The sequence below is a fragment of the Streptomyces sp. F63 genome (genome assembly GCF_018070345.1).
Lineage (GTDB): Bacteria > Actinomycetota > Actinomycetes > Streptomycetales > Streptomycetaceae > Streptomyces.
Genome location: NZ_JAGPXX010000016.1, coordinates 88,723 through 114,051, shown reverse-complemented (window position 1 = coordinate 114,051; position 25,329 = coordinate 88,723). Strand labels below are relative to the sequence as shown.

Sequence of the window (25,329 nt, the reverse complement as noted above, 5' to 3'; positions counted from 1 at the left end):
GTTGTCAACTCTGGCCGGACAGCCTGCCAACGTGTGCGGACAGCGGAGGAGTCTTCCCAGGTCAGAGGGCCTGCCCCCCCTTGCCGGCCGCCTCCTCCTGGTCCAACTCTCCTGGCCGCTGCTGTGTCCGTACCTGGCCGCCGTCCGGTCACCGTGTCCGGCAGTCTCCTGGCCGCTGTCTCGTCTGTGTCCGGCTGGCCGTCGCTGTGTCCGCCTGTGTCCGGTGCCTGCGTCCGTCGCTGTCCGCACCCTGGAAGACATGGCCGCCACCCTGTCCGGGGAGCCTGTCTCCGTCCGGACATGACTGAGCCCTGACCACCTTCCCGTACTGGGTTGGCCGGTCAGGGCTCTTGTCGTGTCCGGGGCCGTGTCCGCTACTGGCCGCGCCCTGGCCGCATCATGCGGAGCGCCTGGCCGACAGCCCTGGCGCGCTCGCCGTAGAGCGGCTCATCCGCCGGGTGGCTCTCGCCTGCCGGGGCGCTGTCGATGTTCAGTCGCTCACCCCGGAGCGTTGCCACCAGGGCCGCGTCCCGGAGCGAACCAGCCAGGTAGCCCAGTGCCTTACGCATCTCTTCCGCCGTAGCGTCCGGGTCAGCGACCAGATCACGGGCCTTGTCGGCGTCATCCTGGGCTGTCTCGATCATCTGGCCTTCGAGGGTGTCCGCCAGCCGGTTCAGGAAGCTGTCTCCGGACTCCACGAACGAAGGCCTATCGGCGTCGTTGCTCCACGGCAGGCGACGGAGGCGCGTCCCGCGCTCGGCTGCCTCACTCACGCGGCCACCCCCGCGCATGTGGTCCGTTCGTCCCGCTGCCGTGCCTGCTTCTCCTCGAACGCGACCAGGTACCGGGGCACGATCGGCAGCGCGTCAGCTTCGATCACGACTTCCCAGGCACGCGAGGGCTTCGGGGCAGTCATCGGCGGACAGGCGGGGACGGGGGCCGTGTCGGCCCTGTGCTTGCCCCTGGCGGGCATGCAGACGGCCAGGAGTCCAGCCAGTATCGTTCGCATTGTCGTTCGCTCCTTGTCAGCGTTCGGCCATGCCCCGGGGCCGTGTCAGCGGCTGCCGGGGTCCTTCGTCCGCGAACCTTACGCGCTTACGCGGTATCGCGGTAGCACATGTCCGCATTCACGCGGACGCTGAAGGTATGGATCTCGACCGCTCCGTCCCTGTCTGGCCTCAGGTTGCCGGGGATCTACGCCGCCGCCTGGACGCTGGCGAGTGGAAGTCTGGCGAGCGCTTCCCGGGCACGGTCACACTGGCAGCGGAGTACGACGTTACCCAGTCCACGATTCAGAAGGCCGTCGTGGCGCTGAGGCAGGAAGGCCGCCTCCGCACGGTCCTGGGTGCGGGGAGCTACGTGCTCTGAGTCGGCGGCGGAGGAGACGAAGGGACTGAGTAGTTACTGATCTTCCGTCCCGGAGTAAGAAAGACTCTCTGGAACTCAGCTCCTACGGCCTGACCCCTGGTGGTGGGACGCTTCCAGGCTTTCCGCTCAGCGCTACCGGCCCAGCGTCTCACCCCAGCGCCAGTCAAAGACTGCCGTTACCGGCGCGTGGTCTGACCAGCGTTCAGCGTGGCTAGCTGCCTTCTCCACGTACGCCTTCACGGCACGGGCCGCCAGGCCAGGCGAACTGTAGATTGCGTCAATCCGCCAGCCGCTGTCGTTGTCGAAGGCCCGCCCCCGGTACGACCACCAGGAGTACGGCCCGTCCACGCCCGGATGCAGTTCCCGCACCACATCGGCGTAGCCGGCCTCCTCGTAGACCCGGGTGAGCCAGGCGCGCTCCTCCGGGAGGAAGCCGGCGTTCCGCCGGTTGGCGCGCCAGTTCTTGAGGTCGGCCTCCCGGTGGGCGATGTTCCAGTCGCCGCAGACGAGCACCTCGCGCCCGCCGGCCGCCGCTCGCTCCCGCAGCCCGGCCAGGTACGGCAGGAACTCGGCCATGAACCGTTCCTTCTCCGCCTGCCGCTCGGTGCCCACCTCGCCGGAGGGGAGGTACAGGCTGGCGACCGTGATGCCGGGCAGGTCGATCTCCGCGTACCGGCCGGCGGTGTCGAACTCCGCCGAGCCGAAGCCGATCCGCACCGCCTCGGGGGGCCGGCGCGTGTAGAGGGAGACGCCGGCGCGGCCCTTGGCTGCGGCGGGCGCGTGGACGCTGTGCCAGCCCTCCGGTTCCCGGACGGCGTCCGGGAGCTGCGCCGGCTCGGCCCGCACCTCCTGGAGGCAGATCACGTCGGCGGCGGTCCCCGCCAGCCACTCCACGCAGCCCTTCCTGGCGGCGGCACGGAGCCCGTTCACATTCACGCTGGTCACAGTGAGCACCAGCGCACGATACCGGGACGCGGACTCCGCTCCCCGGCCGCCCGGGACATCCGTACGATGTCGCCCATGCAGCTCCGTACCGTGCGTTATGACCATCCCGATGCCCGAAAGCTGAACGACCGCGTCCAGCTGGAGTACACCGAGCGCTACGGCGATCCGGACCTCACGGAGATGGACCCGGCCCAGTTCGACCCGCCGAACGGCCTGTACCTCGTCGCGTACGACCCGGACGGCACCCCGCTGGCCACCGGCGGCTGGCGCGCGCAGGAGCGCAACCACGAGGGGTACGAGGACGGCGACGCCGAGCTGAAGCGGATGTACGTGGTCCCCGAGGCGCGCGGCCGCGGTCTCGCCCGGCGGCTGCTGGCCGCGCTGGAGGAGAGCGCCCGGGAGGCGAAGCGGATCCGCATGGTGCTGGAGACGGGCACCAAGCAGCCGGAGGCGATCGCGCTCTACACCTCCTGCGGCTATCTGCCGACCGCGAAGTTCGGCCTCTACCGCCGCGAGCCGGACAGCCGCTGCTTCGCCAAGCCGCTCACCGTGTCCGCCGGCACCCCGGCCCCCGGCCGGGCCGTCGCGCTCGGCCACCCGGCCGGAGCGGGGCCCGCGGCGGTCGGGAACGGGTAGCCGGGGGACGGCCGCGTCACGGCCGCGCCGTCGTGCCGTGCCGGTAGGTCTCCAGCAGCCGCAGCCAGACCTCGCTCATCGTCGGGAACGCCGGGACCGCGTGCCACAGCCGGCCGAGCGGCACCTCCCCGGCCACCGCCACCGTCGCCGAGTGCAGCAGTTCGGCCACGCCCGGTCCCACGAAGGTCGCCCCGAGCAGCACGTCGCGGTCCGCGTCGACGACCATCCGGGCCCGGCCGCGGTAATGGTCGGCGTACAGGCCGGCGCCGGCGACGGCTCCCAGGTCGTGGTCCACGGCCCGGACCCGGTACCCCCGGCGCCCGGCCTCCGCGGCGGTCAGCCCCACGGAGGCGGCCTCCGGCTCCCCGAACACCACCTGCGGTACCGCCGCCGAGTCCGCCGTCGCCGTGTGGGGGCCCCAGCGCACGCCCTCCTGTCCGCCGTCCTCGCCGCCCAGGGCGCGGGCCGCGATCGCCGCGCCCGCGATCCGGGCCTGGTACTTGCCCTGGTGAGTGAGGAGCGCACGCCGGTTGACGTCACCGACCGCGTACAGCCAGCCCTCCTCCACCCCGCCGACCCGGCAGGAATCGTCGGTCTCCAGCCACGACCCGGGCCGCAGGCCGACCGTCTCCAGCCCGATGCCGTCCGTGCGTGGCTCCCGCCCGGTGGCGAACAGCACCTCGTCGGCCTCGCTCTCCCCGACACCGTCCAGCACCAGCGTGACCGTGCTGTCCGCGGACGCCCGCCGCACCTCGGTCACGCTCGCGCCGGTACGGATCTCCACCCCGGCCGCCGCCAGCCCCTCGGCCACCAACTCGCCCGCGAAGGGCTCCATGCGCTGCAGCAGCCCCCCGCCGCGGACGAACATCGTGACGGCCGAGCCGAGCGCCTGCCAGGCACAGGCCATCTCCACGGCGACCGCACCGCCGCCCACCACGGCCAGCCGCTCCGGGATCTCCCGGGAACTGGTGGCCTCCCGGCTGGTCCACGGCCGCGCGCCGGGCAGCCCCGGCAGATCCGGCAGGCGGGGCCGGCTGCCCGTGGCCACCACCACCGCGTGCCGAGCCGTCAGGATGTGCTCGGCCCCCTCCGCCGGGCGGACGACCACGCGCCGCGTCCCGTCGAGCCGCCCGTGCCCCCGGACGAGTACGGCCCCCTCGGACAGCAGCCAGTCCACCTGCCCGCCGTCTTCCCAGTGCGACACGAACGCGTCCCGCCGGTCCAGTACGGGCTCCGGGGCGAGCGGCCCGGTCACCGCCTCCCGCACGCCGGCGACGGCGTGCGCCGCGGCGAGCGCGGACACCGGCCGCAGCAGCGCCTTGCTGGGCATGCAGGCCCAGTACGAGCAGTCACCGCCGAGCAGTTCGCTCTCGACGACCGCGACGGAGAGTCCGGCGGCGCGGACGCTCCGGGCGGCGTTCTCGCCGACCGCGCCCCCGCCGAGCACGATCACGTCGTACGCCTGTTCGCGCGGTGCCCGGGGACTGGGCGCGCCGGCCCCCGGCGGGGCCGGGCGGGGGCGGGGCCCGCCGGGCGGTGCCTGCCGCTCCTGCTCCTCCCCGGTCTCCGGCGGCTCCGTCGGCCCCGCCGGCTTCGTCGGCCCCGCCGCGCTCTCGTCCGGCGTTCGTGTCATTCCTGTTCCACCTCTCCGTATCCGGGTACTCGTGGACCTCCCGGGTGCCCTTTCCGGCCGTCCTCACCACGCTCCGGGAAATCGGCCACATGAACCGGCGGGATCCGGACAGGCTCCCCCTGATCTCCGGAAGCCCCGTTCCCCGGACACAGCAGCCGGCAAGGGTTCCGGCAGGACCGAACAGAAGACATCTCTGGAAGCAGGTAGGACATATGAGCACGGTCGAGCTGACCAAGGAGAACTTCGACGAGGTCGTCTCCGCCAACGACTTCGTCCTGATCGACTTCTGGGCCTCCTGGTGCGGCCCCTGCCGCACTTTCGCACCCGTGTACGAGAAGGCGGCCAACCGCCACTCGGACCTGGTCTTCGCCAAGGTCGACACGGAGGCCCAGCCCGAGCTCGCCGCGGCCTTCAACATCCAGTCCATCCCGACCCTGATGGTCGTCCGGGAGAACGTCGCGGTGTACGCCCAGCCCGGGGCCCTGCCCGAGCCCGCTCTGGAGGACATCATCGGCCAGGCCCGCGACCTGGACATGGAGAAGGTGCACCAGTCCGTCTCCGAGCAGCAGGCCGCGCAGCAGCAGGCCGGCGGCAACCAGCCCCCCGGCCCGTCCGACCCGGCGGTCTGACCGGGCCGTCCCGTCCGGACCGGCCGTCCGCCCCGGCCGGTCTTCCGGGCGGACGGCGGCGCGCGCCCGGGCCGGTGCCCGGGGTGTTCGGGCCCGGCCGGGGCCGGTGCGCGTGTTCGGGCCCGGCCGGGGCCGGTGCCGTGACCGGCGGGGTTCACCGGCACGCGGCGCCGGCCCGGCACTCCCCCAGCGCCCGGCCGGGGGTACCCCGCGCGCCGCGTTGCCGTACCGCCCGCGTACCCCCAGTACCGGTGCGGCACTCCGCCTGGCGACGCGCCGCACCGGACGCCGCGAGCTTTCCGGCAAGCCTTCCCGGCCCCGGCCCCGGCCCCGGCACTAGGCGCGAGGTCCCGTGCTCGACCGGACCGTCAGCCGCGGCGGCAGCAGTGTGGCCTCCGGGACCGGCTCCCCGTCGAGTTGCCGGATCAGCAGGTCCACGGCCCGCGTGCCGAGTTCGGCGGCCGGGATGGCGACCGAGGTGAGCGGGACGGGGGCGCGCTCCGCCTGGTCGTCGGGGCAGACGGCCACCACCGACAGGTCCTCCGGCACGCGCAGGCCCTCGGCGCGGAGTGCGTCGGTCAGCGGGCCCAGCACGGCCTCGTTGTGGACCACCACGCCGGTGGGTGGCGGGTCCGTCCCGAGCAGCCGCCGCACCAGGGCGGGTGCGGCGGCCGGATCGGTCCCGCCGGGGTGCACCGCGGCGGCGAGCCCGTTCCGCTCCGCGGCCGCCGTGAACCCCTCCGCGACGCGCCGCGCGAAACCGGTGCCCCGTTCGTAGACCTCCGGCGGTGAGCCGAGCAGCGCGACGCGGCGGTGACCGAGCAGGGCCAGGTGTTCGACGCAGGTCTCGCCGACGGCCCGGAAGTCGAGGTCGACGCAGGTCAGTCCCGCCGGTTCGGCGGGGAAGCCGATGAGCACCGAAGGCCGCCGCAGAGTGCGCAGTAACGGCAGTCTGCGGTCGTTCAGTTGTACGTCCATGACGACGAACCCGTCGGCGCGCGCGCTGTCCGCGACCCGCCGCAGCCCGTCCTCGCCCTCCTCCCCGGTGAGCAGCAGCACGTCGTGGTCGTGGCGGCGCGCCGCGGTGACGACCGACATGGCGAACTGGGTGACGACCGGCAGATGGACACCGCTGCGCAGCGGCATCACCAGGGCGAGGGCACGGGAGCGGGCACCGGCGAGGGCGCGGGCCCCCGCGTGCGGGTGGTAGCCGAGTTCCCGGATGCTGGCCTCGATCCGGCGGCGGGTCTCCTCCGATATGGGCCGTTTGCCGTTGAGCGCGTAGCTGACGGTGCTGGGCGAGACCCCGGCGTGCCGGGCCACGTCAGTGATCTTGACCATGCCGGACATCCTCCCCGGAGCCGTCGGCTTCCAGATGCCAGGGTCTTCCCCCGGTGCCGCGCGCGGTGACCCGCACCGCCTCGCCCTCCCGCCGCACGGTGTACTCGGCGCCCGGCGGCACCCGCACCGTCACCTCGGCGCCGTCCGCCAGCCCGTACGCCCGGAGCGTGACCCCGTCCGCCCAGTCGTAGTCGGGCCGGTCGTCCACCGAACCGAGCGGGAGCACGGCGCCGGGCCGGACGAGGACCGGCGCGCTGAGGAAGCCGTGGGTCTCCCGCACCCACCGGGGCCCGGTGACCCGCTCACCGGACAGGAGATGGGTCCAGGTCCCCTCGGGCACGTAGTACGCGACCTCGCCGCCGTCCGAGAAGACCGGAGCGACGAGCAGGTCGGGGCCGAGCATGTACTGCCGTTCCAGGTGTGCGCAGGCCGGGTCGTCCGGGAACTCCAGCGCCATGGCCCGCATCATCGGCACGCCCTCGGTGTGGGCCTGCCGGGCCACTTCGGCCAGGTACGGCATCAGCCGCAGCTTGAGCCGGGTGAAGACGCGCAGGACGTCCACGGCCTCCTCGTCGAACAGCCACGGCACGCGGTAGGAGGACGAGCCGTGCAGCCGGCTGTGCGAGGAGAGCAGCCCGAAGGCGATCCACCGCTTGAACAGCGCGGCGTCCGGGGTGCCCTCGAAGCCGCCGATGTCGTGCGACCAGTAGCCGAAGCCGGAGAGCCCCAGCGACAGCCCGCCGCGCAGCGACTCGGCCATGGACGCGTAGGTGGACTCGCAGTCGCCGCCCCAGTGCACGGGGAGGCGCTGGCCGCCGGCGGTCGCCGAGCGGGCGAAGACGACGGCCTCTCCCTCGCCGCGCTCGCGGCGCAGCAGGTCGAAGACCGTCTCGTTGTAGAGCTGGGTGTAGTAGTTGTGCATCCGCTCGGGGTCGGAGCCGTCCGCGTAGACGACATCGGTGGGTATCCGCTCCCCGAAGTCGGTCTTGAAGCAGTCCACGCCCATGTCGAGCAGCCGCTTCAGCTTGCCGGCATACCAGGCGCGGGCCGCGGGGTTGGTGAAGTCCACCAGGGCCATGCCCGGTTGCCACAGGTCCCACTGCCAGACGCCGCCGTCCGGTCTGCGCAGCAGGTGGCCGCGGTCGCGGCCCTCGGCGAAGAGCGGCGAGCGCTGCGCGATGTACGGGTTGATCCAGACGGAGATCCGCAGCCCGCGTTCCCTCAGCCGGCGCAGCATCCCCTCGGGATCGGGGAAGACCCGGCAGTCCCACTCGAAGTCGCACCAGTGGAACTCGCGCATCCAGAAGCAGTCGAAGTGGAAGACGGAGAGCGGGAGCCCGCGTTCGGCCATGCCGTCGACGAAGGAGGTGACGGTCGCCTCGTCGTAGTCGGTGGTGAAGGAGGTTGACAGCCAGAGTCCGAAGGACCAGGCGGGCGGCAGGGCGGGACGCCCGGTGAGGGCGGTGTACCTGCGGAGGATCTCCTTCGGGGTGGGCCCGTGGATGACGTAATACTGCAGTTCCTGGCCCTCGACGCTGAACTGGACCCGGGAGACCGCCTCGGAGCCGACCTCGAAGGAGACCCGGCCCGGGTGGTCGACGAAGACGCCGTAGCCGGCGTCGGTGAGGTAGAACGGCACGTTCTTGTAGGACTGCTCGCTGGAGGTGCCGCCGTCGGCGTTCCAGATGTCGACGGCCTGGCCGTTCTTCACCAGCGGGCCGAAGCGCTCGCCGAGCCCGTAGACGCTGGTCCCGACCCGCAGGTCGAGTTGCTCGCGGAGGTAGTGGCCGCCGTCGCCGGTCTCCATGATGCCCATGCCCTTGACGCCGCTGCTGGTCAGCGTCCGCCCGCCGGCCCGGAAGTCCAGCGACCAGGGGCCCTTGCGGCCGACGGCCAGCGACAGGCCGCCGGAGGTGAGGACGGCTTCCTCCCCGTCGTACGCGACCTCGGGCAGGAAGCCCTCCTGCGGGGAGAGCGGGAAGTGCGGTCCGGTGTCCGTGCCGCCCGCGAAGTGGGTGAGGCGGACGCCGATCACGCCGGGCATGGGGGAGGTGCAGGTGATCGTGACGACGGGGCCTTTGAGGAGGTCGCCGCGGTGGCGGATCGGACGGGTGGGCGCGTGGATCTCCAGCGTGCCCGGGCCCGTGGTGACGTCGAGGACTTCGACGGGGTAGGACCCGGTCACGCCCTCGCGCATCAGCCAGTAGCCGTCGGTGAACTTCATGCGTCAGCCCTTTCGGCTCACGTGGTGGGGGGCCACAGCGGAAACCCGGTCACTTGACCGCGCCCACGGCGATGCCGCGGGTCAGGGTCCGCTGGAAGAGGAGGAAGAAGACGATCGCCGGGAGGACGCCCAGCAGCGCGGCCGCGTTGGTCATCGTGGCGTCCATCAGCCGCTGCCCCTGGAGTACCCCGAGGGCGACCGAGACCGTCTGGTTGTCGTTGGAGATCAGCATGACCAGCGGCAGCAGGAACTCGTTCCAGGTCCAGATGAAGAAGAAGACCAGCAGCACGCCGAGCGTGGGACGGCTGACGGGGACGACGACGCGCCACAGCACCTGCCACTTGTTCGCCCCGTCGATCCTCGCCGCCTCGACGACCTCCCGGGGGAAGGAGCCCAGGACAGAGGCGAGCAGATACGTTCCGAAGGCGGCCTGGATCACCGTGAAGACGATGATCACGCTGAGCCTGGTGTCGTAGAGACCCACCTGCTTCGACAGGTAGTAGACCGGGTAGACCAGCGCCTCCTGCGGCAGCATGTTGGCCAGCACGAAGAAGGCCAGCACATAGGGCCGGCCCTTGATCCGTCCGATGCCGATCGCGTAGGCGTTCAGGACCGACAGCACCACGGCGCCGACCGCCACCGACCCGCTGATCAGTACGGAGTTGAGAAGTTTCCGGCCGAAGTCGACGCGCTGCCAGAAGTCCGCCAACCCGTCCAGGTAGAGCCCCTCGGGAAGGCTGAGCGGTCCCCCGGCGCTGTACTCCGCGGGCGATTTGACGGCGTTGAGCGCCACGATGACGAACGGCAGCACCATGAACGCGGCACCGGCGCACAGCGCGACGAGCACGGGGTAACGGCGGATGGCTGTGGCGGTCACCGGGCTTCGTCCTCCGCCCTGGTCTGGAGGCGCAGCCCGAGCAGGGCCAGCGCCAGGATGAGAGCGGTGAGCACGGTGGACACCGCCGAGCCGTACCCCACCTGTGTCTTCTCGAAGAAGTTCTGGAAGGAGAAGTAGGAGGGGACATTGGTGGCGCCGCCCGGGCCGCCCTTGGTCAGGACGTACACGGCGCCGAAGACCTTCAGCGCGGCGATGGTGCACCACACCAGGACGACGTGGATCTCCGGGCGGATCTGCGGCAGGGTGATATGCCAGAACCGGCGCCACCAGCCCGCTCCGTCCAGTTCGGCCGCCTCGTACAGCCCGGGGTCGACGCGCTGCAGCCCCGCCATGAACACGACCAGCGGGAAGCCGAGCTGCACCCAGACCATCACCGCCATCACGCCGTAGAGCGCCAGGTCGGGATCGCCCAGCCAGTCCTGCCGGAGGGAGCCGAGGCCCACGGCCCGCAGCAGCTCGTTGAGGGAGCCGTCCCCGGGCGCGAGGATCCAGGACCAGACGATGCCGGCGACGGCGATCGGCAGCACCTGCGGGAGGTAGAAGCAGGCCCGCAGGACGGCCGCCCAGCGGGAGCCGAAGTGCTGGGCGATGTAGTCGAAGAGCGCGGCCGCCAGGACCAGGCCGAGGGCGGTCGGGAGGACGGCCATCGCGACGACCATGGCGACGCTGTGCCGGAACGACTCCCAGAAAGCCGAGTCCCCGGCGAGCTGCCGGTAGTTGTCCAGGCCGGTCCAGCCGGGCGTGCCCACGCCCCGCCAGTCGGTGAAGCTGATGCCGGTGTTCAGGGCGAACGGGACGACGACGACGGCGAGGAAGGCGAGGGTGCCGGGGAGCAGGAAGAGGACGTAGGAGTCCCGGCGGCCGGGGCGGTGGTGGCCGCCGCGGGCCCGCCGGGGCGCTCCTCCCCGGCGGGCCGCGGGCCGCTTGGCGACGGTGCTCACCGCTTCGGCGCGCCCGCGTCGTACGCCTTCTGCAGGGCGTCCAGGTACTGGTCGGGGCTGGCGCTGCCGGTGATCAGCTTCTGCGTCTCGGAGACGAGGACGTCGTAGAAGCCGGGGACGGGCCAGTCCGGGTAGAAGGCCAGGCCGTCGTTCTCGGAGAGCGTGTTGAAGTTCTCGATGAGGGTCTTCGACTGCGGGTCGGTGATGGCGGAGGGGTCGGCGGCGACGGGGACGCCGCCCTTGTTGCCGAGCAGGTTCTGGATCTTCTTCGTCATCGTGATGTCGATGAAGTCGTAGGCGAGTTCCTTGTTCTTCGCACCCTTGGGGACGACCCAGAGGTTGCCGCCGGAGCCCAGGGTGAGGTCCGAGCCGGGCCACAGGAAGGTGCCCCAGTCGAAGGTGTCGATCTCGCTCTGGAAGCGGCCGAACCACCAGCTGCCGGAGAAGAGGATGGGGTACGTGCCGGAGATGAAGGCGACGCCCGCGTCCTCGGCCTTGGTGCCGCTGGAGGTCTTGGCGATGTAGCCCTTCTTCACCCAGTCGGCGAAGGTCTCGGCGGCCCGCGTCCAGGCCGTGTCGTGGAAGTCGGTCCGGCCCCGGTAGAGCTCGTAGGCGTCCACCCAGGAGCGGTCGGCCCGGGAGAGGGCGAGCTGGTAGACGTACTGGTGGGCTATGTACTCGGCGCCGGCGTTGGCCAGCGGGGTGACGCCCTTGGCCTTGAACGCGGCGAGTGCCTCGGTGAGTTCGGCGAAGGTGGCGGGGACCTCGACGCCGTGCTTCGCGAAGAGGTCCTTGTTGTAGTACGCCATGGTGTATTCGGCGTAGTTGGGAACGCCATACCACGTGCCGGAGCCCATCACGCCGTCCGCGTCGTACCGGCTGGTGGTCTCGACACTGTCGCTGAGCTGCTTGTCCCAGCCCCGCTCGGTGGCCTCGGAGCTGAGGTCGGTCAGCAGCCCCTGGCGGGAGAGCAGCCCGGCCGTGGCATTGCCCTTGTTGTACTCCATGAGGTCCGGGGCGTCGTCGGAGTTGAGGATCATCGGGGCGGTCTTCTGGATCTGTTCGAAGCCCTTCTCCTCGAACTCGACCTTCACGCCCGGGTGGGTCTTCTCGAACTCCTCGATCGCTGCGGCCCAGGCCCGGCCCATGGCGCTGTCCGGGCCCTCGTAGTGCCAGAGCCTGAGGGTCTTTCCGTCGCCCGCGGCCGTACCGTCCGAGGTGCCGCAGCCGCTCAGCGCCAGGGTCAGGGCTCCCGCGAGGGCGGCTGCCAGCAGGCCCGCCCCGCGCTTTCGTGCCGTCAACATCCGCTTCCTCCGGGAGAGGGGATCAGAGCTGGGAACGGGTGGCGTGGATGGTTCACCCGCCGTCGAAGCGATTCGAAGAAATCGTCGAAGCGCTTCGATTGACGGGAACGTAAGCCCAGGCCCTAGGTATGTCAACGCTCTTGACGAAACCCGCCGCCGCTCTCCGCCCGGACGGTTGGGCCCGGAGACGGCGCCCACCTGCCCGGGCAGACCCTCCGCAGGCACCCGGGCAGTCCCTCGGCGGCCCCGAGGACCCGGCGCCGGGACCCCGCGCGATCCGGGGGGACGCCTCGGCCGGCAGCTCGCGGGCGGCAGGCGCACCGCGCCGCCGCACAGCACGAAAGAACCCCTGCCGGATCTCTCCTGCAGGGGTTCTCACCGCTGTGCCGTGCGATGTTCGCACTGTCTGTGTCTGTGGACCTGTGGGGATTTGAACCCCAGACCCCCTCGATGCGAACGAGGTGCGCTACCAGACTGCGCCACAGGCCCTTGCGACGTGAGGAACTCTAGCATCCCGGCGGGGCAGCTCGGAAATCCGTTGCCGTGCTGGTCACCGTGGCCGTCGGCGGGCCCGGGCGGGCAGGCACCGGACTCCGCCCCGGCCCCGGGATCACTCGTTGGCGGCGCGCGGCCGGTCCTCGTCCGCGTACTGGTCGAAGAGCGGGGTGCGGCCCCGGTCCCGGGAGCGGCGGGGGCCGCGCTCCCGGCGGCTCTCGCGCGCGGCGGGCCCCGGCTCCGGCCCGGGCTCGGCGGGCGGCTCGGCGGCCGGTTCGGCCGCGCTGGAGCGGGCCGAACTCCACGCGTCGGGGGCGTCGAGGTCCACGCCGCCGGTGGCACGGGGAGCGACCGGCGCCGTGACGTAGGTGGGCAGCGGCACCGGGACCGGCTCCCAGCTCTCCCCGTCCGGCCGGACCCGCTCGCGCTGCTGGTCGACCCATTCGGCGTGGTCGGTCTGCTCGACGAGCGCGCGGCGGCCCGCCGCATGGGGGGACGCCGGAGCGGGCTCGGGAGCCGGCTCCGGGCCGGTCTCCTCGCCGGCCGCCTCGCCGTCCGCGGCCGCGGGGCGTGCCGGCTGCCCGGGACCGCGCGGGCCGCGCTCGCGCAGCCGCTGGGCGGCGGCTTCGGCGCGCCGCCGGTCCATGGTGAAGGCGAAGCGGCGCCGCTCCTGCGCCCGCAGATGAACGATGTACGAGCTGAGCAGCACGGCCGGGACTGCGGGGGCCCACAGGAAGGCGAGCCCGCCGACCGCCGCGACGACCGCGCCGAGCGCGAAGGCGAGGAACAGCACCATGGTGGTGCGGCGGCGGCGCGCCAGAACCTTGGAGCGGCGGGCCCGTTCGGCGACGGAGACGGCGCGGCGGCCGTCCGGCCCGGCGGACGCGTGGTCCGCCGCGGGCGGCGCGGGGTCGCCGTCGGCGCGCAGCGACTCGGGAACCGGCATGGCCGCGGACATGGCGAAGGCCCGGACGTCGACCGTGTCGGTCGGCGCTTCCGGGTCGGCGGCGGGCGCTTCCGGATCGGCGGGGCCGACGTAGTCGTCCGCTTCGCCGGAGTGGCGCTCCTCCAGGTCCTTGGCGTAACGGCGCTCCATACCGGCCCGTCCGGACAGCAGCCGGATGGCGGTGGAGAAGCGTTCCGTAGGACGAGCCTCGTTGAGTTCGTCCTGCCTACGGAGCCACATCGGCACCAGGTAGGCGGCCCAGGCCCCGACAATGACTGCGTAGATGAGGCCGCTGCTGCTCACGCCTCACACGGTAGAGGGGTTTTCAGCAGGCCATCCGCCAATTGCCACGGTGTGTCGCACGATCTGGCTGATAACTCGAACTTTTTTTCCGATTGCCTGGTCGAGCTGACGGAGAATGCGCTTTATCGCCGCTTAATATCGAACACATTTCTTATTTGTGGGCCGTTCCGGGCCGGACCCGGTGCCAGCGGTTCAGCAGCCCTTCCGGCACCTCCTCCGCGGTGAGGGCGAAGACCAGGTGGTCGCGCCAGTCCCCGTCGATGTGGAGATAGCGCGGACGCAGCCCTTCCTCACGGAATCCCAGCTTTTCGACGACACGGCGGCTCGGCCCGTTCTCGGGCCGGATGCACACCTCGATGCGGTGCAGGCCGACCGTGCGGAAGCAGTGGTCGACGGCGAGCGCCACAGCCGTCGGGGTGACCCCGCGCCCGGCGACCTCCTGGTCCACCCAGTAACCGATATGGCCGGAGCACATGGAGCCCCAGGACATTCCCGCGACCGTCAACTGCCCGGCCAGCCGCCCCCGGTACTCGATGACGAAGGGCAGCATCCGGGCCGCGTTGGCCTCGGAGCGCAGATGCCGCACCATCTGGCGGTAGGTCGGGCGCTGCGCCGACGGGCCACCCGCCACGGGCGGCGGGATGGTCGCCTCCCAGGGCCGCAGCCAGTCGCGGTTGCGGCGGTTGACCTCGCGCCAGTCCCGCTGGTCGCGCATCCGGATGGGGCGGAGGGTGACGTCGCCGTCGGTCAGGACCGCCGGCCAGAGGGGAGTCATCGGTGGGCCCGGGGAACCGTGCCGCCGTCGGGGGGCGTCCCGCCGCCCCCGCCGGGGGCGGGGCGGGGGTGGTCGCCACCGCGGAGCTGGTCGACGGCGTGCACCAGCAGCCGGCCGAGGACGGCGAGACCGTCCCGGACCCCGCCGGTGGAGCCCGGCAGGTTGACGATCAGCGTGCCGCCGGCGGTTCCGGCCAGGCCACGGGAGAGCGCGGCGGTGGGCACCTTCGCCAGCCCTTCGGCGCGCAGGGCCTCGGGGATCCCGGGGATCTCCCGGTCGAGGACCCGGCGGGTCATCTCGGGTGTGCGGTCGGTCGGCGAGATACCGGTGCCGCCGGTGGTGAGCACCACGTCGTACCCGGCGGCGACGGCCTCCCGCAGGGCTGCTTCGACCGGTTCGCCATCGGGGACGACGCGCGGTCCGTCGGTGGCGAAGCCCATCGCGGTCAGGCCCTCGGCCAGCAGCGGGCCGCCCTTGTCGGCGTAGACGCCCGCGGAGGCGCGGTTCGAGACGGTGACGGCCAGGGCACGGTAGCCGCTCATGCGGTGCCCTCCCCGGCCGGGCGCGACCAGTCGCCGGACGTGCCGCCGCTCTTCTCCTCGACCCGCACGTCCGTGATGACCGCGGCCTTGTCGACGGCCTTCACCATGTCCACCACCGTCAGTGCGGCGACGGTGACGGCGGTCAGGGCCTCCATTTCGACGCCGGTGCGGTCGGTGGTCTTCACGGTCGCCAGGATCTCCACGGCGTCGTCGGCCACGGAGAGTTCGACCTTCACCCCGGAGACGGCCAGCGGGTGGCAGAGCGGGACGAGGTCGGGGGTGCGCTTGGCCCCCATGATCCCCGCGATGCGCGCGGTGGCGAGGGCGTCCCCCTTGGGAACGCCCTCCCCGCGCAGCAGTTCGACGACGCGCGGGGAGACGAGCACACGGCCGCTCGCGCGGGCCGCACGCGCGGTGACGTCCTTCGCGGAGACGTCGACCATGCGGGCGGCGCCCCGGGCATCGAGGTGGGTGAGGTGCTGCTGGGCGCTGCTCATCGTTCTCCCGGTCCGGTCCTTCCAGGGCAGCAACCGTACCGGGGCTCCTCCGGTTCAGCGCAGCAGGATGGCCTCCACCTCGCCGCCGGGCGGAACCGACGTGGTGTCCTCCGGGACGACGATCAGGGCGTCGGCGTCGGCGAGCGCCTTGACCAGATGGGAGCCGGGGCCGCCGACCGGGGTGACGAGGCCGTCCGCGTAACGGCCGCGGAGGAACTGCCGCTTGCCCCCGGGGGAAGAAGCGATGCCGTCGGGGCAGATCGCGCGGACCGTCTCGCGCCCGTCCGGAGCGAAGCCCATGAGAGCGCGGATCGCGGGGCGCACGAAGAGCTCGAAGGAGACGTACGCGCTGACGGGGTTGCCGGGGAGGGCCAGCAGGGGGGTGCGGTCGGGGCCGATGCGGCCGAAGCCCTGCGGTTTGCCGGGCTGCATGGCGAGCTTGCGGAAGTCGACGCGGCCGGGTCCGGGGGGTGCCGCCGCCGCGGGGGTGCCGTCGCCTTCCGCCGTCTCTCCGGTCTCGCCCGTCTTGTCCGTCTTGTCCGTCTCGCCGGAGCCGCCCGGGGCCGGGCCGCCGGGGGCCGGTTCCGCGCCGGACGCCGCGCCCGGCTCCGCCGGCCGGTCTCCGGTGGCGGGGGCGCTGCCGGAGAAGGCCTCCTTCACGACGTCGTAGGCGCCGACGCTGACGCCGCCGCTGGTGACGACGAGGTCGGCACGGAGCAACTGGTCCTCGACGGCGGAGCGCAGGGAGGCCGCGTCGTCGGCGACGGCGGTGACGCGGTAGGCGATGGCTCCCGCGTCCCGTGCGGCGGCGGTGAGCGCGAAGCTGTTGGAGTCGTGGATCTGTCCGGGGCCCAGCGGCGCACCGGGGGGAACGAGTTCGCTGCCGGTGGACATGACGACCACCCGCGGCCTGGGACGGACCCGGACGGTGGCGCGGCCGATGGCGGCCAGCAGCCCGATCTGCGCCGGGCCGATGAGCGTGCCGGCGGACAGCACCGGGGCTCCGGCGGAGACGTCGCCGCCGCGGGAGCGGATGTGGGCTCCGGCCTCCGCGGGGCGGTACACGCGGACGTCGCCGGCGGCGCCCTCGGGCGCGGCACTGTGGGCCGTCATGGCGGTGGCCGGGCCGCCGCCCGAGCCGCCGTCCGTCCACTCCACGGGCACCACCGTGTCCGCGCCGGGCGGCAGGGGGGCGCCCGTCATGATGCGGGCCGCCTCGCCGGGCCGGATGGTGGGCAGCCGGCCGCTGCCGGCCGCGATGTCGCCGATGACGGTGAGCACCGCCGGGGATTCCCCGGTCGCGTCGGCGACGTCGGCGCTGCGGACGGCGTATCCGTCCATGGAGCTGTTGTCGAACGGCGGCAGGGCCACGGCGGCGGTGACGTCCTCGACGAGGACGCAGCCCTGCGCGTCGAGCAGTTGGAGCTCCAGTGGTTCGAGCGGCCGGATGTGCCGGAGGATGTCGGCCAGATGCTCGTCGACGCTCCACACGCGGGGCGGGGCTCCGGCTCCGGCCCCGCCGGGCCCGCTCCCGTGGTCCGGGGCCGGCGACGGGACGGCGGCCGGGGCGGTGTGCCCCGGCTCTGCGGCCTGCTCAGCGGTGCTCAAGGTGCTACATCTCCTCCGCGACGTACCTCCGAAGCCAGTCCCGGAAGTCCGGTCCCAGATCCTCACGTTCGCATGCCAGTCTGACAATGGAGCGGAGGTAGTCGGCACGGTCGCCGGTGTCGTAACGGCGGCCCTTGAAGAGGACTCCGTGCACCGGGCCGCCCAGGTCCGGGTTCTGGGCCAGGGTCTGGAGGGCGTCGGTGAGCTGGATCTCACCGCCGCGTCCGGGCTGCGTCTTCCGCAGGACGTCGAAGACGGCGGCGTCGAGGACGTAGCGGCCGATGATCGCGTAGTTGCTGGGCGCCTCCTCGCGGCTGGGCTTCTCGACGAGGCCGGTGACCCGGTGGATGTCGTCGTCCCCGGTGGGCTCGATCACCGCGCAGCCGTAGAGGTGGACCTGGTCCGGGTCGACCTCCAGCAGGGCCACGACACTGCCTCCGTACCGCTCCTGCGCCTCGATCATGCGGGTCAGCAACGGGTCCCGGGGGTCGATGAGGTCGTCGCCGAGGAGGACGGCGAAGGGCTGCTCCCCGACGTGGGGTGCCGCGCACAGCACGGCGTGGCCGAGGCCACGGGGGTCGCCCTGGCGGACGTAGTGCATGGTGGCCAGGTCGCTGGACTCCTGCACGCGGGAGAGACGGTCGCCGTCGCCCTTGTGGCGGAGCATCTCCTCCAGCTCGTAGTTGCGGTCGAAGTGGTCCTCCAGCGGGCGCTTGTTGCGCCCGGTGACCATGAGGACATCGGGGAGACCGGCGGTGACGGCCTCCTCGACCACATACTGGATCGCGGGCTTGTCGACGACCGGCAGCATCTCCTTGGGGGTGGCCTTGGTGGCCGGGAGGAAGCGGGTTCCGAGTCCTGCTGCGGGAATGACAGCCTTGCTGATCCGGGTACGCGATGCAGTCATGCGGAGAACCATAACCGGTACGTATGAGCGGAACGTGATGATCCGGTAAGTGTGGCCGCATACGAGAGGATTCCCGGCTCAGATGACCACCCCGAAGTCTCGCAAGGCCCGGTTGCGCCACGGCCTCGGCCGGATGAGGTCGCGGTTGACGGAAGATGACGTCTCGGCGGCCGGAGCCGCGTTCGCGCTGCACGCCCTGGCACTCCCCGAGCTCGCATCCGCCCATACCGTCTGCGCCTATGTGTCGGTGGGGCGGGAGCCCGCGACAGGGCCGCTGCTGGACGCGCTGCGGGCACGGGGGGTGCGGGTGCTGCTGCCCGTTCTGCGGGACGACGACGACCTCGACTGGGCCCCGTACGAGGGGCCGGAGCGGCTCGTGGCGGCCGGCCGGGCGGGCCGGATGGTGCTGCGGGAGCCGGCGGACGAACCGCTGGGCCTGCGGGCCGTGCTGGAGGCCGACGCGCTGCTGCTGCCGGGGCTCGCGGTGGACGGCCGGGGACTGCGGCTGGGACGCGGCGGCGGTTCGTACGACCGGGTGCTGGAGCGGCTGGCGGAGGCCGGGGCGGACCCGGCCCTGATCGTGCTGGTGTACGAGGGCGAGGTGCTGGAGGACGTGCCCGCCGAGGCGCACGACCGGCCCGTCCAGGCGGCCGTGACCCCCACGGGGGTGCGCCGCTTCGGGCCCTGACCCCGCCGGGCGCGCCGCGGCCCCGGTGCTCCGCGCGAACACGGTGCACCGGGGCCGCCGGTGGACGGTGCGGGTCCCGTGAGCGGGAGCCGCGGCGGGCTCAGGGGATGAGCGCCAGCTTGTCCTCGGTCGCCTTCTCGACGCTCTTGCTGCCGAACACCCAGGGCAGCAGCTCGCCCTTGGCCCACTTGGACGTCTGGTCGCTGTAGTGCGTGTTGTAGGCGTGCCCCGACGCTCCGGAGAGGTTGACCCACTTCGACTTGTCGAGGTCCGCGAGGTTGACGATCATCCGCATCGACGGCACCCAGACGACGCCGTAGCCGCCGGCCGCGTTCCAGCCCGTCGCGTTGACGGCGGCCTCGCCGCCGCCGAGGTTCCACGGGCCGCGGTTGAGGGCCCAGCGGAGCACGGCGGGGCCCTTGATGCCCAGCGTCTGGTTGCGCAGCGTCAGCTGGTGCAGCCGGCCCCAGCTCCAGCTGTCGATGTCCTTGCCGAGCTTGGCGGTCAGCTCCCAGCGGGCGTCCGTCATGGCCTGCTTCAGCAGCTTGTCGCGGTCGCCGTCACCGGAGTCGGGGCGGGTGCTCGTCTTCCACCAGTCGTTGTCCTCGTCCTCCAGGATGGAGCGGACCACCTCGAACCAGCGGTCGCCGCCGTCCGGCTGGGCCGCGTCCCGCGCCCGCTCGCCGCACTCGCGGACCAGGGAGTCGCCGTCCAGGTCCTCCAGCGGGCCGGAGTCGTCGGCGGGCGGCACGCGCAGGCATTCGCCGGTGACCCGCAGTTCCTTGGGCAGCTTGTGGCCGAAGGCCAGCTTGAGGGTGTTGCGCCAGACGCCGTTGAAGTAGGCGGCGGCCGCGGAGTCGGAGTCCTGGGTGTAGTCCCAGCCCTCCAGCAGCTTCTGCGCCTCGCGGATGTAGGGGTCCTCGACGTCGATCTTGAGCAGGTAGGGCGTCAGCAGCTTGGCGATCTCGCTGCTGTCGTCCGTCTGCATGGTCTGCATGTCCTTGGTCGAGATCTTGCCGCCGTCCTTGATCTTCGACTGGATCAGGTTGTCGAGCCGCTGGCTGCGCGCTCCGTAGCCCCAGTCCTCGGTGAGGAGGTAGGGGTACTTCTCCGGGTCGACGACGGCCTGGTTGGCGGTGACGATGTAGCCGCGGGCGGGGTCCTTCTCCCAGGGGAGCGCGGACTGGGGGACGTAGCCGGTCCACCGGTACTCCGGGTCCCAGCCCGGAGCCGGGTAGCGGCCGTCGCCCTTGCCGCGGACGGGTATGCGGCCCGGCGCCTGGTAGCCGATGTGGCCGTCGGTGTCGGCGTAGAGGAGGTTCTGCGCGGGGACGTCGAAGAGCCGGGCGGCCTTGCGGAACTGGTCGAAGTCGGCGGCCTCGTTGAGGGCGAAGACGGCGTCCATGGTGCGGCCCGGGGTGAGGGCGGTCCAGCGGAGGGAGACGGCGTAGCCGCTGGCGCGGTCGGGCGAACCGGTGGTGACGGGCGCGGTTCTGCCGACGTCGTCCAGCTCGTCGCTGCGGTCGGAGACGATCGGGCCGTTGCCGGTGCTGCGGACGGTGATCCGGCGGTCGGCGCCGCCCGCGACCTTGATGGTCTCCTTGCGGGTGGTGAACGGCTTCTGCTCGCCGTCGTAGAGGTAGCCGTCCGCGGTGATCTTCTCCAGGTAGAGGTCCGTGACGTCGGCGCCCAGGTTGGTGAAGCCCCAGGAGACCTTCTGGTTGTGGCCGATGATCACGCCGGGCATGCCGGAGAAGGTGAAGCCCGCGACGTCGTAGCGGCACGTGTCGCTCACGGAACGGCAGTGCAGGCCCATCTGGTACCAGAGGGACGGCATCTGTGGTGCCAGGTGCGGGTCGTTGGCGAGGAGGGGTTTGCCGGTGGTGGTGTGCTTCCCGGAGACCACCCAGGAGTTGGAGCCGATGCCGTCGCCGTTGGGGCCGAGGAGGGCGGGTACCTCCTCCAGGGTCCTGGAGAGGGCGCCGAGCTGGGACTGGAGGCCGCCGGTGCCGGTGCCGCCGGTGCCGCCGGTGCCGCCGGTGCCCGTGCCTGCCCCGGGAACACCCGTACCCGTGCCGGTGCCGGTGCCGGTTCCGCCGGCGCCTGCGCCTGCGCCGCTGCCCGTGCCGGTCTCCGTGGCGGTCGCCTCCGGGTCGAAGGTGTCGGTCAGTTCGCCGACCGCGCCGTCGCGCACGATGGGCTTGTTCCGGCCCGCGGGGTACTCCGGGTACAGCTGGTCTATCTGCTTCTCGCTGAGCCTCGTCGTCATCAGGGAGCGGTCGATCTCGTCCTGCATGTTGCCGCGCAGGTCCCAGGCCATGGCCTTCAGCCAGGCGACCGAGTCCACCGGGTCCCAGGCCTCGGGCTTGTAGTCGTTGGTGAAGCCGAGGGCCGCGTACTCGACGGAGAGCTCGGCGCCCTCGTGCTCGGCGAGGTAGGCGTTGACGCCGTCGGCGTACGCCCGGAGGTACTTCTTGGTCCGCGACGAGAGCTTCGTCTCGTACTCCTTCTCCGCGACCTGGCGCCAGCCGAGGGTGCGCAGGAAGGCGTCGGTCTCGACCTGGCTCGCGCCGAACATCTCGGAGAGCCGGCCGGCGGTGAGATGACGCCGGACGTCCATCTCCCAGAAGCGGTCCTGGGCCTGCACATAACCCTGCGCGCGGAAGAGGTCCTCGTCGCTGCTGGCGTAGATCTGCGGGATGCCGTGGCCGTCCCGCTTCACCTCGACCGGCCCGGAGAGGCCCTTGAGGCGGATCGATCCGGTGGTCTCGGGGAAGGACGCGCGGACGGTGCTCACGCTCCAGAACGCGCCGTAGCCGACACCCGCCACGAGGGCCAGCACGATCGCGATCACGAGGAGCCGCGCGCGGCCCCTCTTCTTCTTGCCGGAAGGGCCGTTTGTGTTGGCGGGCATCGCTGTCCTTCGCGGGGCAGGGTGGTCCTGGGAGTGCTGGAGCAACTGTAGGCGCAGGCACGCGGTCGCCCCTACACGGAGTCAAGTCCGGCGGTACGGCTCACGGAGGCGTCAAGAACCCGTAAAATATTAGGTAAGGCAATGAAGTTCCGGTCGGCCGCTGGGGACGAACCACCCCATACCTCACGGAAGGGTCCAGGCCCCTGACTATCCATCAGCTGAATGAGCTCATGCTGCTCGGCTCCGTCGTCCTGCTCGTCGCGGTGGCGGCGGTACGGATCTCCTCGCGGTCCGGGCTTCCCAGCCTGCTCGTCTACCTCGGTATCGGCGTCGCGATCGGCACCGACGGGCTCGGTATCGACTTCAGCGATCCCGAGCTGACCCAGGTGATCGGCTACGCCGCCCTCGTCGTCATCCTCGCGGAGGGCGGTCTCGGTACCGCGTGGCATGAGATCAGACCGGCGCTGCCGGTGGGTGCCGCACTGTCCACCCTGGGCGTCGCCGCCAGCGTGGGGATCACCGCAGCCGGTGCGCACTACCTCGTCGGCCTGGACTGGCGGCAGTCGCTCATCATCGGCGCGGTGGTGTCCTCCACCGACGCCGCGGCCGTCTTCTCCGTCCTGCGCAGGGTGCCGCTGCCGTCCCGGCTGACCGGCGCGCTGGAGGCGGAGTCCGGCTTCAACGACGCCCCCGTCGTCATCCTGGTCGTCGCCTTCGCCACCGCCGGCCCGATCGACGCCTGGTACCTGCTGATCGGAAAGATCGTCCTCGAACTGGCCATCGGCGCGGCGATCGGCCTCGCGGTCGGCTGGCTCGGCGCGCTCGCCCTGCGGCACGTCGCCCTGCCCGCCTCCGGTCTCTACCCGATCGCCGTGATGGCGATCGCCGTCACCGCCTACGCGGCCGGCGCCCTGGCGCACGGCAGCGGCTTCCTCGCCGTCTACCTCGCCTCACTGGTCCTGGGGAACGCCGGACTGCCGCACGCACCGGCGACCCGCGGCTTCGCGGACGGGCTCGGCTGGCTGGCGCAGATCGGCATGTTCATCCTGCTGGGCCTGCTGGTCACCCCGCACGAACTGGTGGACGACATCTGGCCGGCGGTGATCGTCGGGCTGGTGCTGACCTTCGTGGCCCGGCCGCTGTCCGTGCTGCTCAGCTGCCTGCCCTTCCGGATGCCGTGGCGCGACCAGGCCCTGCTCTCGTGGGCCGGGCTGCGCGGCGCCGTGCCGATCGTCTTCGCCACCATCCCGATGGTGGCCGGAGTGCCGGGAAGCGGACGGCTGTTCAACATCGTCTTCCTGCTGGTGATCGTCTACACCCTGGTGCAGGGCCCGACGCTGCCCTGGGTCGCCCGGCGGCTGCGGCTCCGGGACCCCGAGGCCGCGGCCGACCTCGGCATCGAATCGGCACCGCTGGAGCGGCTGCGCGGGCATCTGCTGTCGACCACCGTCGCCGAGAACTCCCGGATGCACGGCGTGGAGGTCGGCGAGCTGCGGCTGCCGCCGGGGGCGGCGGTCACCCTCGTCGTCCGCGACGGCCGGAGCTTCGTCCCGGGCCCGACGACCATGCTGCGCCGCGGGGACGAACTCCTGGTCGTGGCCACCGACCCGGTACGGGACGCCGCGGAGAAACGGCTCCGGGCGGTGGCCCGGGGCGGCAAGCTCGCGGGGTGGCTGGGCACGGAGGCGGGAACGGGCTGAGGGCGGGGCGCGGCGGACGCGGGCACCGCTCGGCGGCGGGGCGGGCGGGGGCGCCGCCCGGCGGCGGGTGTGCGTGGCGTGCGTACGCGGTTCGCTGCCGGGGCTGTGGTCACACCGGGCGTTGGGCCCCGGGCATGGTGTTGGGCTCGGCCCCCGGCTCGGCTCCTGCCCGCCGTCGTGGCCGGGGTGGCCGGCGGACGACCCGGCGGCTGGGCCGGCGGCTGGGCCGGAGAAGGGCTCCGACCGGCCGGTGGCCGTGCCGGGCGGGCCTCGTCCCCCCGGGTCCCGGCCCCCGCCCCCGTTCCCGCCCTCGTACTGACGTCCGGCACGCCCGGCGGACCGGACGGTAGGATGACCGGGCAACCGACACACCACCCTGCCTGACGCAGAGCTGGCGCGACCGTACGGCGGCCTCGGTCCCCTGACATCCCGTCCTCCTGGGATGCGGACCCGGTATCTACCCCGGTTCGGCGCAAGAGGACAGCTCTCGGCGCACCCGGCGGCCACGCGCCGCGGATGCGCTACCAGGCGGCAGAAAGGTACGGCCGTGGCAGCCACGGTCACCAAGAGTTCCAGCGGGCGCCGTCCCGGTTACGGCTCGCTGCTGCGCACTCCCGGCGCATGGACGTTCCTGCTCCCCGGCTTCGCGGCCCGGCAGCCGTTCGCGATGCTGACGCTGAGCATCGTGCTGCTGGTCGAACACACCACCGGCTCGTACGGCACGGCGGGAGCGGTGGCGGCGGCCACAGGCGTCTCCATGGCACTGTTCGCGCCGCAGAGCGGCAGGCTCGCCGACCGCTGGGGACAGGCCGCGGTGCTCGTCCCGGGCGTGCTGGTCCACACCGCCGCAGTGGCCCTGCTGACGGCTCTGGCGCTGCTGGAGGCGCCCCTGTGGGCCCTGTTCGCGGCCGCCGTCCCGGCGGGCGCCTCGGTGCCGCAGGTGGGGCCGATGGTGCGGGCACGGTGGGCCGCCCTGCTGAGCGGCGGCGAGCGCGGCGGCGGACCCGGCGGCGGACGCGGAGAGCCGTCGCCGCTGCTGTCGACCGCTGCGGCGTTCGAGTCCGTGACGGACGAGCTGACCTTCGTCATCGGTCCGGTGCTGGCGACAGCCCTGTGCATCGGTGTCCACCCGGCCGCGGGCCTGCTCGCCGAGGGTGCCCTGACGTTCCTCGGCGGTCTGCTCTTCGCGGCGCAGCGGCGCACACAGCCGTCTGCACGACGGGGTGCCGGACAGCGCGGCGCGGGAGCGGGGACGGCGGAGCCCGGGGCGGGGACACCGGGGACGGGGACGGGGACGGTCGGCGTGGCTTCCGGACCGGGGGCCGGAGCGGGAGGGCGCGGAGAGCGTTCCGCGTCCGCGCTGTCGGTGCCGGGCGTGCGGGTGCTGGCCGTGCTGTTCCTCGGGATCGGGTCCGTGTTCGGGGGGATGCAGGTCTCCCTCACGGCCTTCACCGAGGCCATCGGCCACCCGGGCCTCAACGGGGCCCTGTACGGCGTCTTCGCTGGGGGCAACATGCTGGCGGGGGCCGTCTCCGGTGCCATCGTCTGGCGGCGGCCGGCCCACCGCCGGCTCCTCATCGCGTACACGGCCCTCGCCCTGGTGACGTCGCCGCTGTGGGCCGTGGACTCGGCCGCCGCCGTGGGCGCGCTCGGGCTGCTGGTCGGACTGAGCATCGCCCCGGCGCTGGTCACCGGTTACACCCTGGTGGAGTCGCTCGTTCCGGCAGCCGTGCGGACGGAGGCGTTCACCTGGCTGACCGGGGCCGTGGCGCTGGGGCAGGCCCTGGCGGCCACGGCCTCCGGACGGCTCGCCGACGTCTTCGGCGCGAACGCCGGATTCACCGTGCCGCTGGCCGGGACGGGGCTCGCCCTGCTGGTCGCGGTGGCGCTGCGGACCCGGCTCGAACCGGCCGTGCCGGTGCGGGTGGCGGCACGTGGGGTGGATCACCGTCGGGCCGCCGCAGTGGACTGAGACCACGGAATGCTGCACTATGGATCGTCGTTAGCACTCAATGAGTGAGAGTGCCAGGAGGAG

General features: G+C 72.5%; 22 protein-coding genes and 1 tRNA gene. 6 read left to right on the top strand and 17 right to left on the bottom strand.

Annotation, left to right across the window (positions count from 1 at the left end; translation table 11 throughout):
• Positions 1-374: 374 nt before the first annotated feature.
• Both KBZ10_RS17985 and KBZ10_RS17980 read right to left on the bottom strand, forming a co-directional pair.
• On the bottom strand, positions 375-773 hold the full coding sequence (locus tag KBZ10_RS17985) for a hypothetical protein (protein ID WP_210988653.1): 399 nt from the start codon (positions 771-773) through the stop codon (positions 375-377).
• Complete coding sequence (locus KBZ10_RS17980; RefSeq protein ID WP_210988652.1) at positions 770-1,009, bottom strand: hypothetical protein; 240 nt, start codon at positions 1,007-1,009, stop codon at positions 770-772. The genes KBZ10_RS17985 and KBZ10_RS17980 overlap by 4 nt, the downstream gene beginning before the upstream one ends.
• A gap of 137 nt (positions 1,010-1,146) precedes the next feature.
• Here KBZ10_RS17980 and KBZ10_RS17975 point away from each other — a divergent pair, with 137 nt between their 5' ends.
• Positions 1,147-1,368 (top strand): winged helix-turn-helix domain-containing protein, encoded by a 222-nt coding sequence (locus KBZ10_RS17975; RefSeq protein WP_210988651.1) that lies wholly within the window; start codon positions 1,147-1,149, stop codon positions 1,366-1,368.
• 132 nt (positions 1,369-1,500) lie between these two features.
• On the opposite strand, the gene KBZ10_RS17970 is transcribed toward KBZ10_RS17975, so the two are convergent.
• Complete coding sequence (locus KBZ10_RS17970; protein ID WP_307847494.1) at positions 1,501-2,322, bottom strand: exodeoxyribonuclease III; 822 nt, start codon at positions 2,320-2,322, stop codon at positions 1,501-1,503.
• A gap of 57 nt (positions 2,323-2,379) precedes the next feature.
• On the opposite strand from KBZ10_RS17970, the gene KBZ10_RS17965 reads away from it, so the two are divergent.
• A complete protein-coding gene (locus tag KBZ10_RS17965; RefSeq protein WP_210988649.1) occupies positions 2,380-2,949 on the top strand; it encodes a GNAT family N-acetyltransferase in 570 nt (189 codons plus the stop codon).
• 16 nt (positions 2,950-2,965) lie between these two features.
• Here KBZ10_RS17965 and KBZ10_RS17960 read toward each other — a convergent pair whose 3' ends face one another.
• Entirely contained in the window at positions 2,966-4,582 is a 1,617-nt protein-coding gene (locus KBZ10_RS17960; RefSeq protein WP_210988648.1) for an NAD(P)/FAD-dependent oxidoreductase, read from the bottom strand.
• Between the two features lie 212 nt (positions 4,583-4,794).
• Between KBZ10_RS17960 and trxA the strand changes: the two genes are divergently transcribed.
• Positions 4,795-5,211, top strand: a complete 417-nt coding sequence (trxA, locus tag KBZ10_RS17955) for a thioredoxin (protein ID WP_210988647.1) — start codon at positions 4,795-4,797, stop codon at positions 5,209-5,211.
• A 336-nt stretch (positions 5,212-5,547) separates the two neighbouring features.
• Here trxA and KBZ10_RS17950 read toward each other — a convergent pair whose 3' ends face one another.
• The 12 genes from KBZ10_RS17950 to galU form a co-directional block, all read right to left on the bottom strand.
• Positions 5,548-6,552: a LacI family DNA-binding transcriptional regulator gene (locus KBZ10_RS17950; protein ID WP_210988646.1), complete on the bottom strand. Its 1,005-nt coding sequence runs from the start codon at positions 6,550-6,552 to the stop codon at positions 5,548-5,550.
• The gene (yicI, locus tag KBZ10_RS17945) at positions 6,536-8,776 is read right to left on the bottom strand and encodes an alpha-xylosidase (RefSeq protein ID WP_210988645.1); all 2,241 of its coding nucleotides are present in this window, start codon (positions 8,774-8,776) and stop codon (positions 6,536-6,538) included. The genes KBZ10_RS17950 and yicI overlap by 17 nt, the downstream gene beginning before the upstream one ends.
• A 49-nt stretch (positions 8,777-8,825) precedes the next feature.
• Positions 8,826-9,590: a carbohydrate ABC transporter permease gene (locus KBZ10_RS17940; protein WP_210988683.1), complete on the bottom strand. Its 765-nt coding sequence runs from the start codon at positions 9,588-9,590 to the stop codon at positions 8,826-8,828.
• A 59-nt stretch (positions 9,591-9,649) separates the two neighbouring features.
• A complete protein-coding gene (locus KBZ10_RS17935; RefSeq protein ID WP_210988644.1) occupies positions 9,650-10,615 on the bottom strand; it encodes a carbohydrate ABC transporter permease in 966 nt (321 codons plus the stop codon).
• Positions 10,612-11,919 (bottom strand): extracellular solute-binding protein, encoded by a 1,308-nt coding sequence (locus KBZ10_RS17930; protein ID WP_210988643.1) that lies wholly within the window; start codon positions 11,917-11,919, stop codon positions 10,612-10,614. The genes KBZ10_RS17935 and KBZ10_RS17930 overlap by 4 nt, the downstream gene beginning before the upstream one ends.
• Positions 11,920-12,334: 415 nt before the next feature.
• Positions 12,335-12,408, bottom strand: a tRNA-Ala gene (locus tag KBZ10_RS17925).
• Between the two features lie 121 nt (positions 12,409-12,529).
• Positions 12,530-13,663 (bottom strand): gephyrin-like molybdotransferase receptor GlpR, encoded by a 1,134-nt coding sequence (gene glpR / locus KBZ10_RS17920; RefSeq protein WP_210988642.1) that lies wholly within the window; start codon positions 13,661-13,663, stop codon positions 12,530-12,532.
• Between the two features lie 151 nt (positions 13,664-13,814).
• Entirely contained in the window at positions 13,815-14,438 is a 624-nt protein-coding gene (locus KBZ10_RS17915) for a GNAT family N-acetyltransferase (protein ID WP_210988641.1), read from the bottom strand.
• Positions 14,435-14,980, bottom strand: coding sequence for a molybdenum cofactor biosynthesis protein B (locus tag KBZ10_RS17910; protein WP_210988640.1), 546 nt, complete (start codon positions 14,978-14,980; stop codon positions 14,435-14,437). The genes KBZ10_RS17915 and KBZ10_RS17910 overlap by 4 nt, the downstream gene beginning before the upstream one ends.
• Positions 14,977-15,477, bottom strand: coding sequence for a cyclic pyranopterin monophosphate synthase MoaC (gene moaC, locus KBZ10_RS17905; RefSeq protein ID WP_210988639.1), 501 nt, complete (start codon positions 15,475-15,477; stop codon positions 14,977-14,979). Before moaC ends, KBZ10_RS17910 begins: the two co-directional genes overlap by 4 nt.
• Before the next feature lie 54 nt (positions 15,478-15,531).
• Entirely contained in the window at positions 15,532-16,968 is a 1,437-nt protein-coding gene (gene glp, locus KBZ10_RS17900; protein WP_307847496.1) for a gephyrin-like molybdotransferase Glp, read from the bottom strand.
• A gap of 121 nt (positions 16,969-17,089) precedes the next feature.
• A complete protein-coding gene (gene galU / locus KBZ10_RS17895; protein WP_210988637.1) occupies positions 17,090-17,992 on the bottom strand; it encodes a UTP--glucose-1-phosphate uridylyltransferase GalU in 903 nt (300 codons plus the stop codon).
• Between the two features lie 82 nt (positions 17,993-18,074).
• Here galU and KBZ10_RS17890 point away from each other — a divergent pair, with 82 nt between their 5' ends.
• The gene (locus KBZ10_RS17890; RefSeq protein WP_210988636.1) at positions 18,075-18,680 is read left to right on the top strand and encodes a 5-formyltetrahydrofolate cyclo-ligase; all 606 of its coding nucleotides are present in this window, start codon (positions 18,075-18,077) and stop codon (positions 18,678-18,680) included.
• A gap of 100 nt (positions 18,681-18,780) precedes the next feature.
• Here the strand turns inward: KBZ10_RS17890 and KBZ10_RS17885 are convergent, their stop codons facing one another.
• A complete protein-coding gene (locus tag KBZ10_RS17885) occupies positions 18,781-21,594 on the bottom strand; it encodes a penicillin acylase family protein (protein WP_210988635.1) in 2,814 nt (937 codons plus the stop codon).
• A gap of 230 nt (positions 21,595-21,824) precedes the next feature.
• Between KBZ10_RS17885 and KBZ10_RS17880 the strand changes: the two genes are divergently transcribed.
• A complete protein-coding gene (locus tag KBZ10_RS17880) occupies positions 21,825-23,294 on the top strand; it encodes a potassium/proton antiporter (protein WP_210988634.1) in 1,470 nt (489 codons plus the stop codon).
• A gap of 547 nt (positions 23,295-23,841) precedes the next feature.
• Positions 23,842-25,266, top strand: coding sequence for an MFS transporter (locus KBZ10_RS17875; protein WP_210988633.1), 1,425 nt, complete (start codon positions 23,842-23,844; stop codon positions 25,264-25,266).
• Positions 25,267-25,329: the final 63 nt, after the last annotated feature.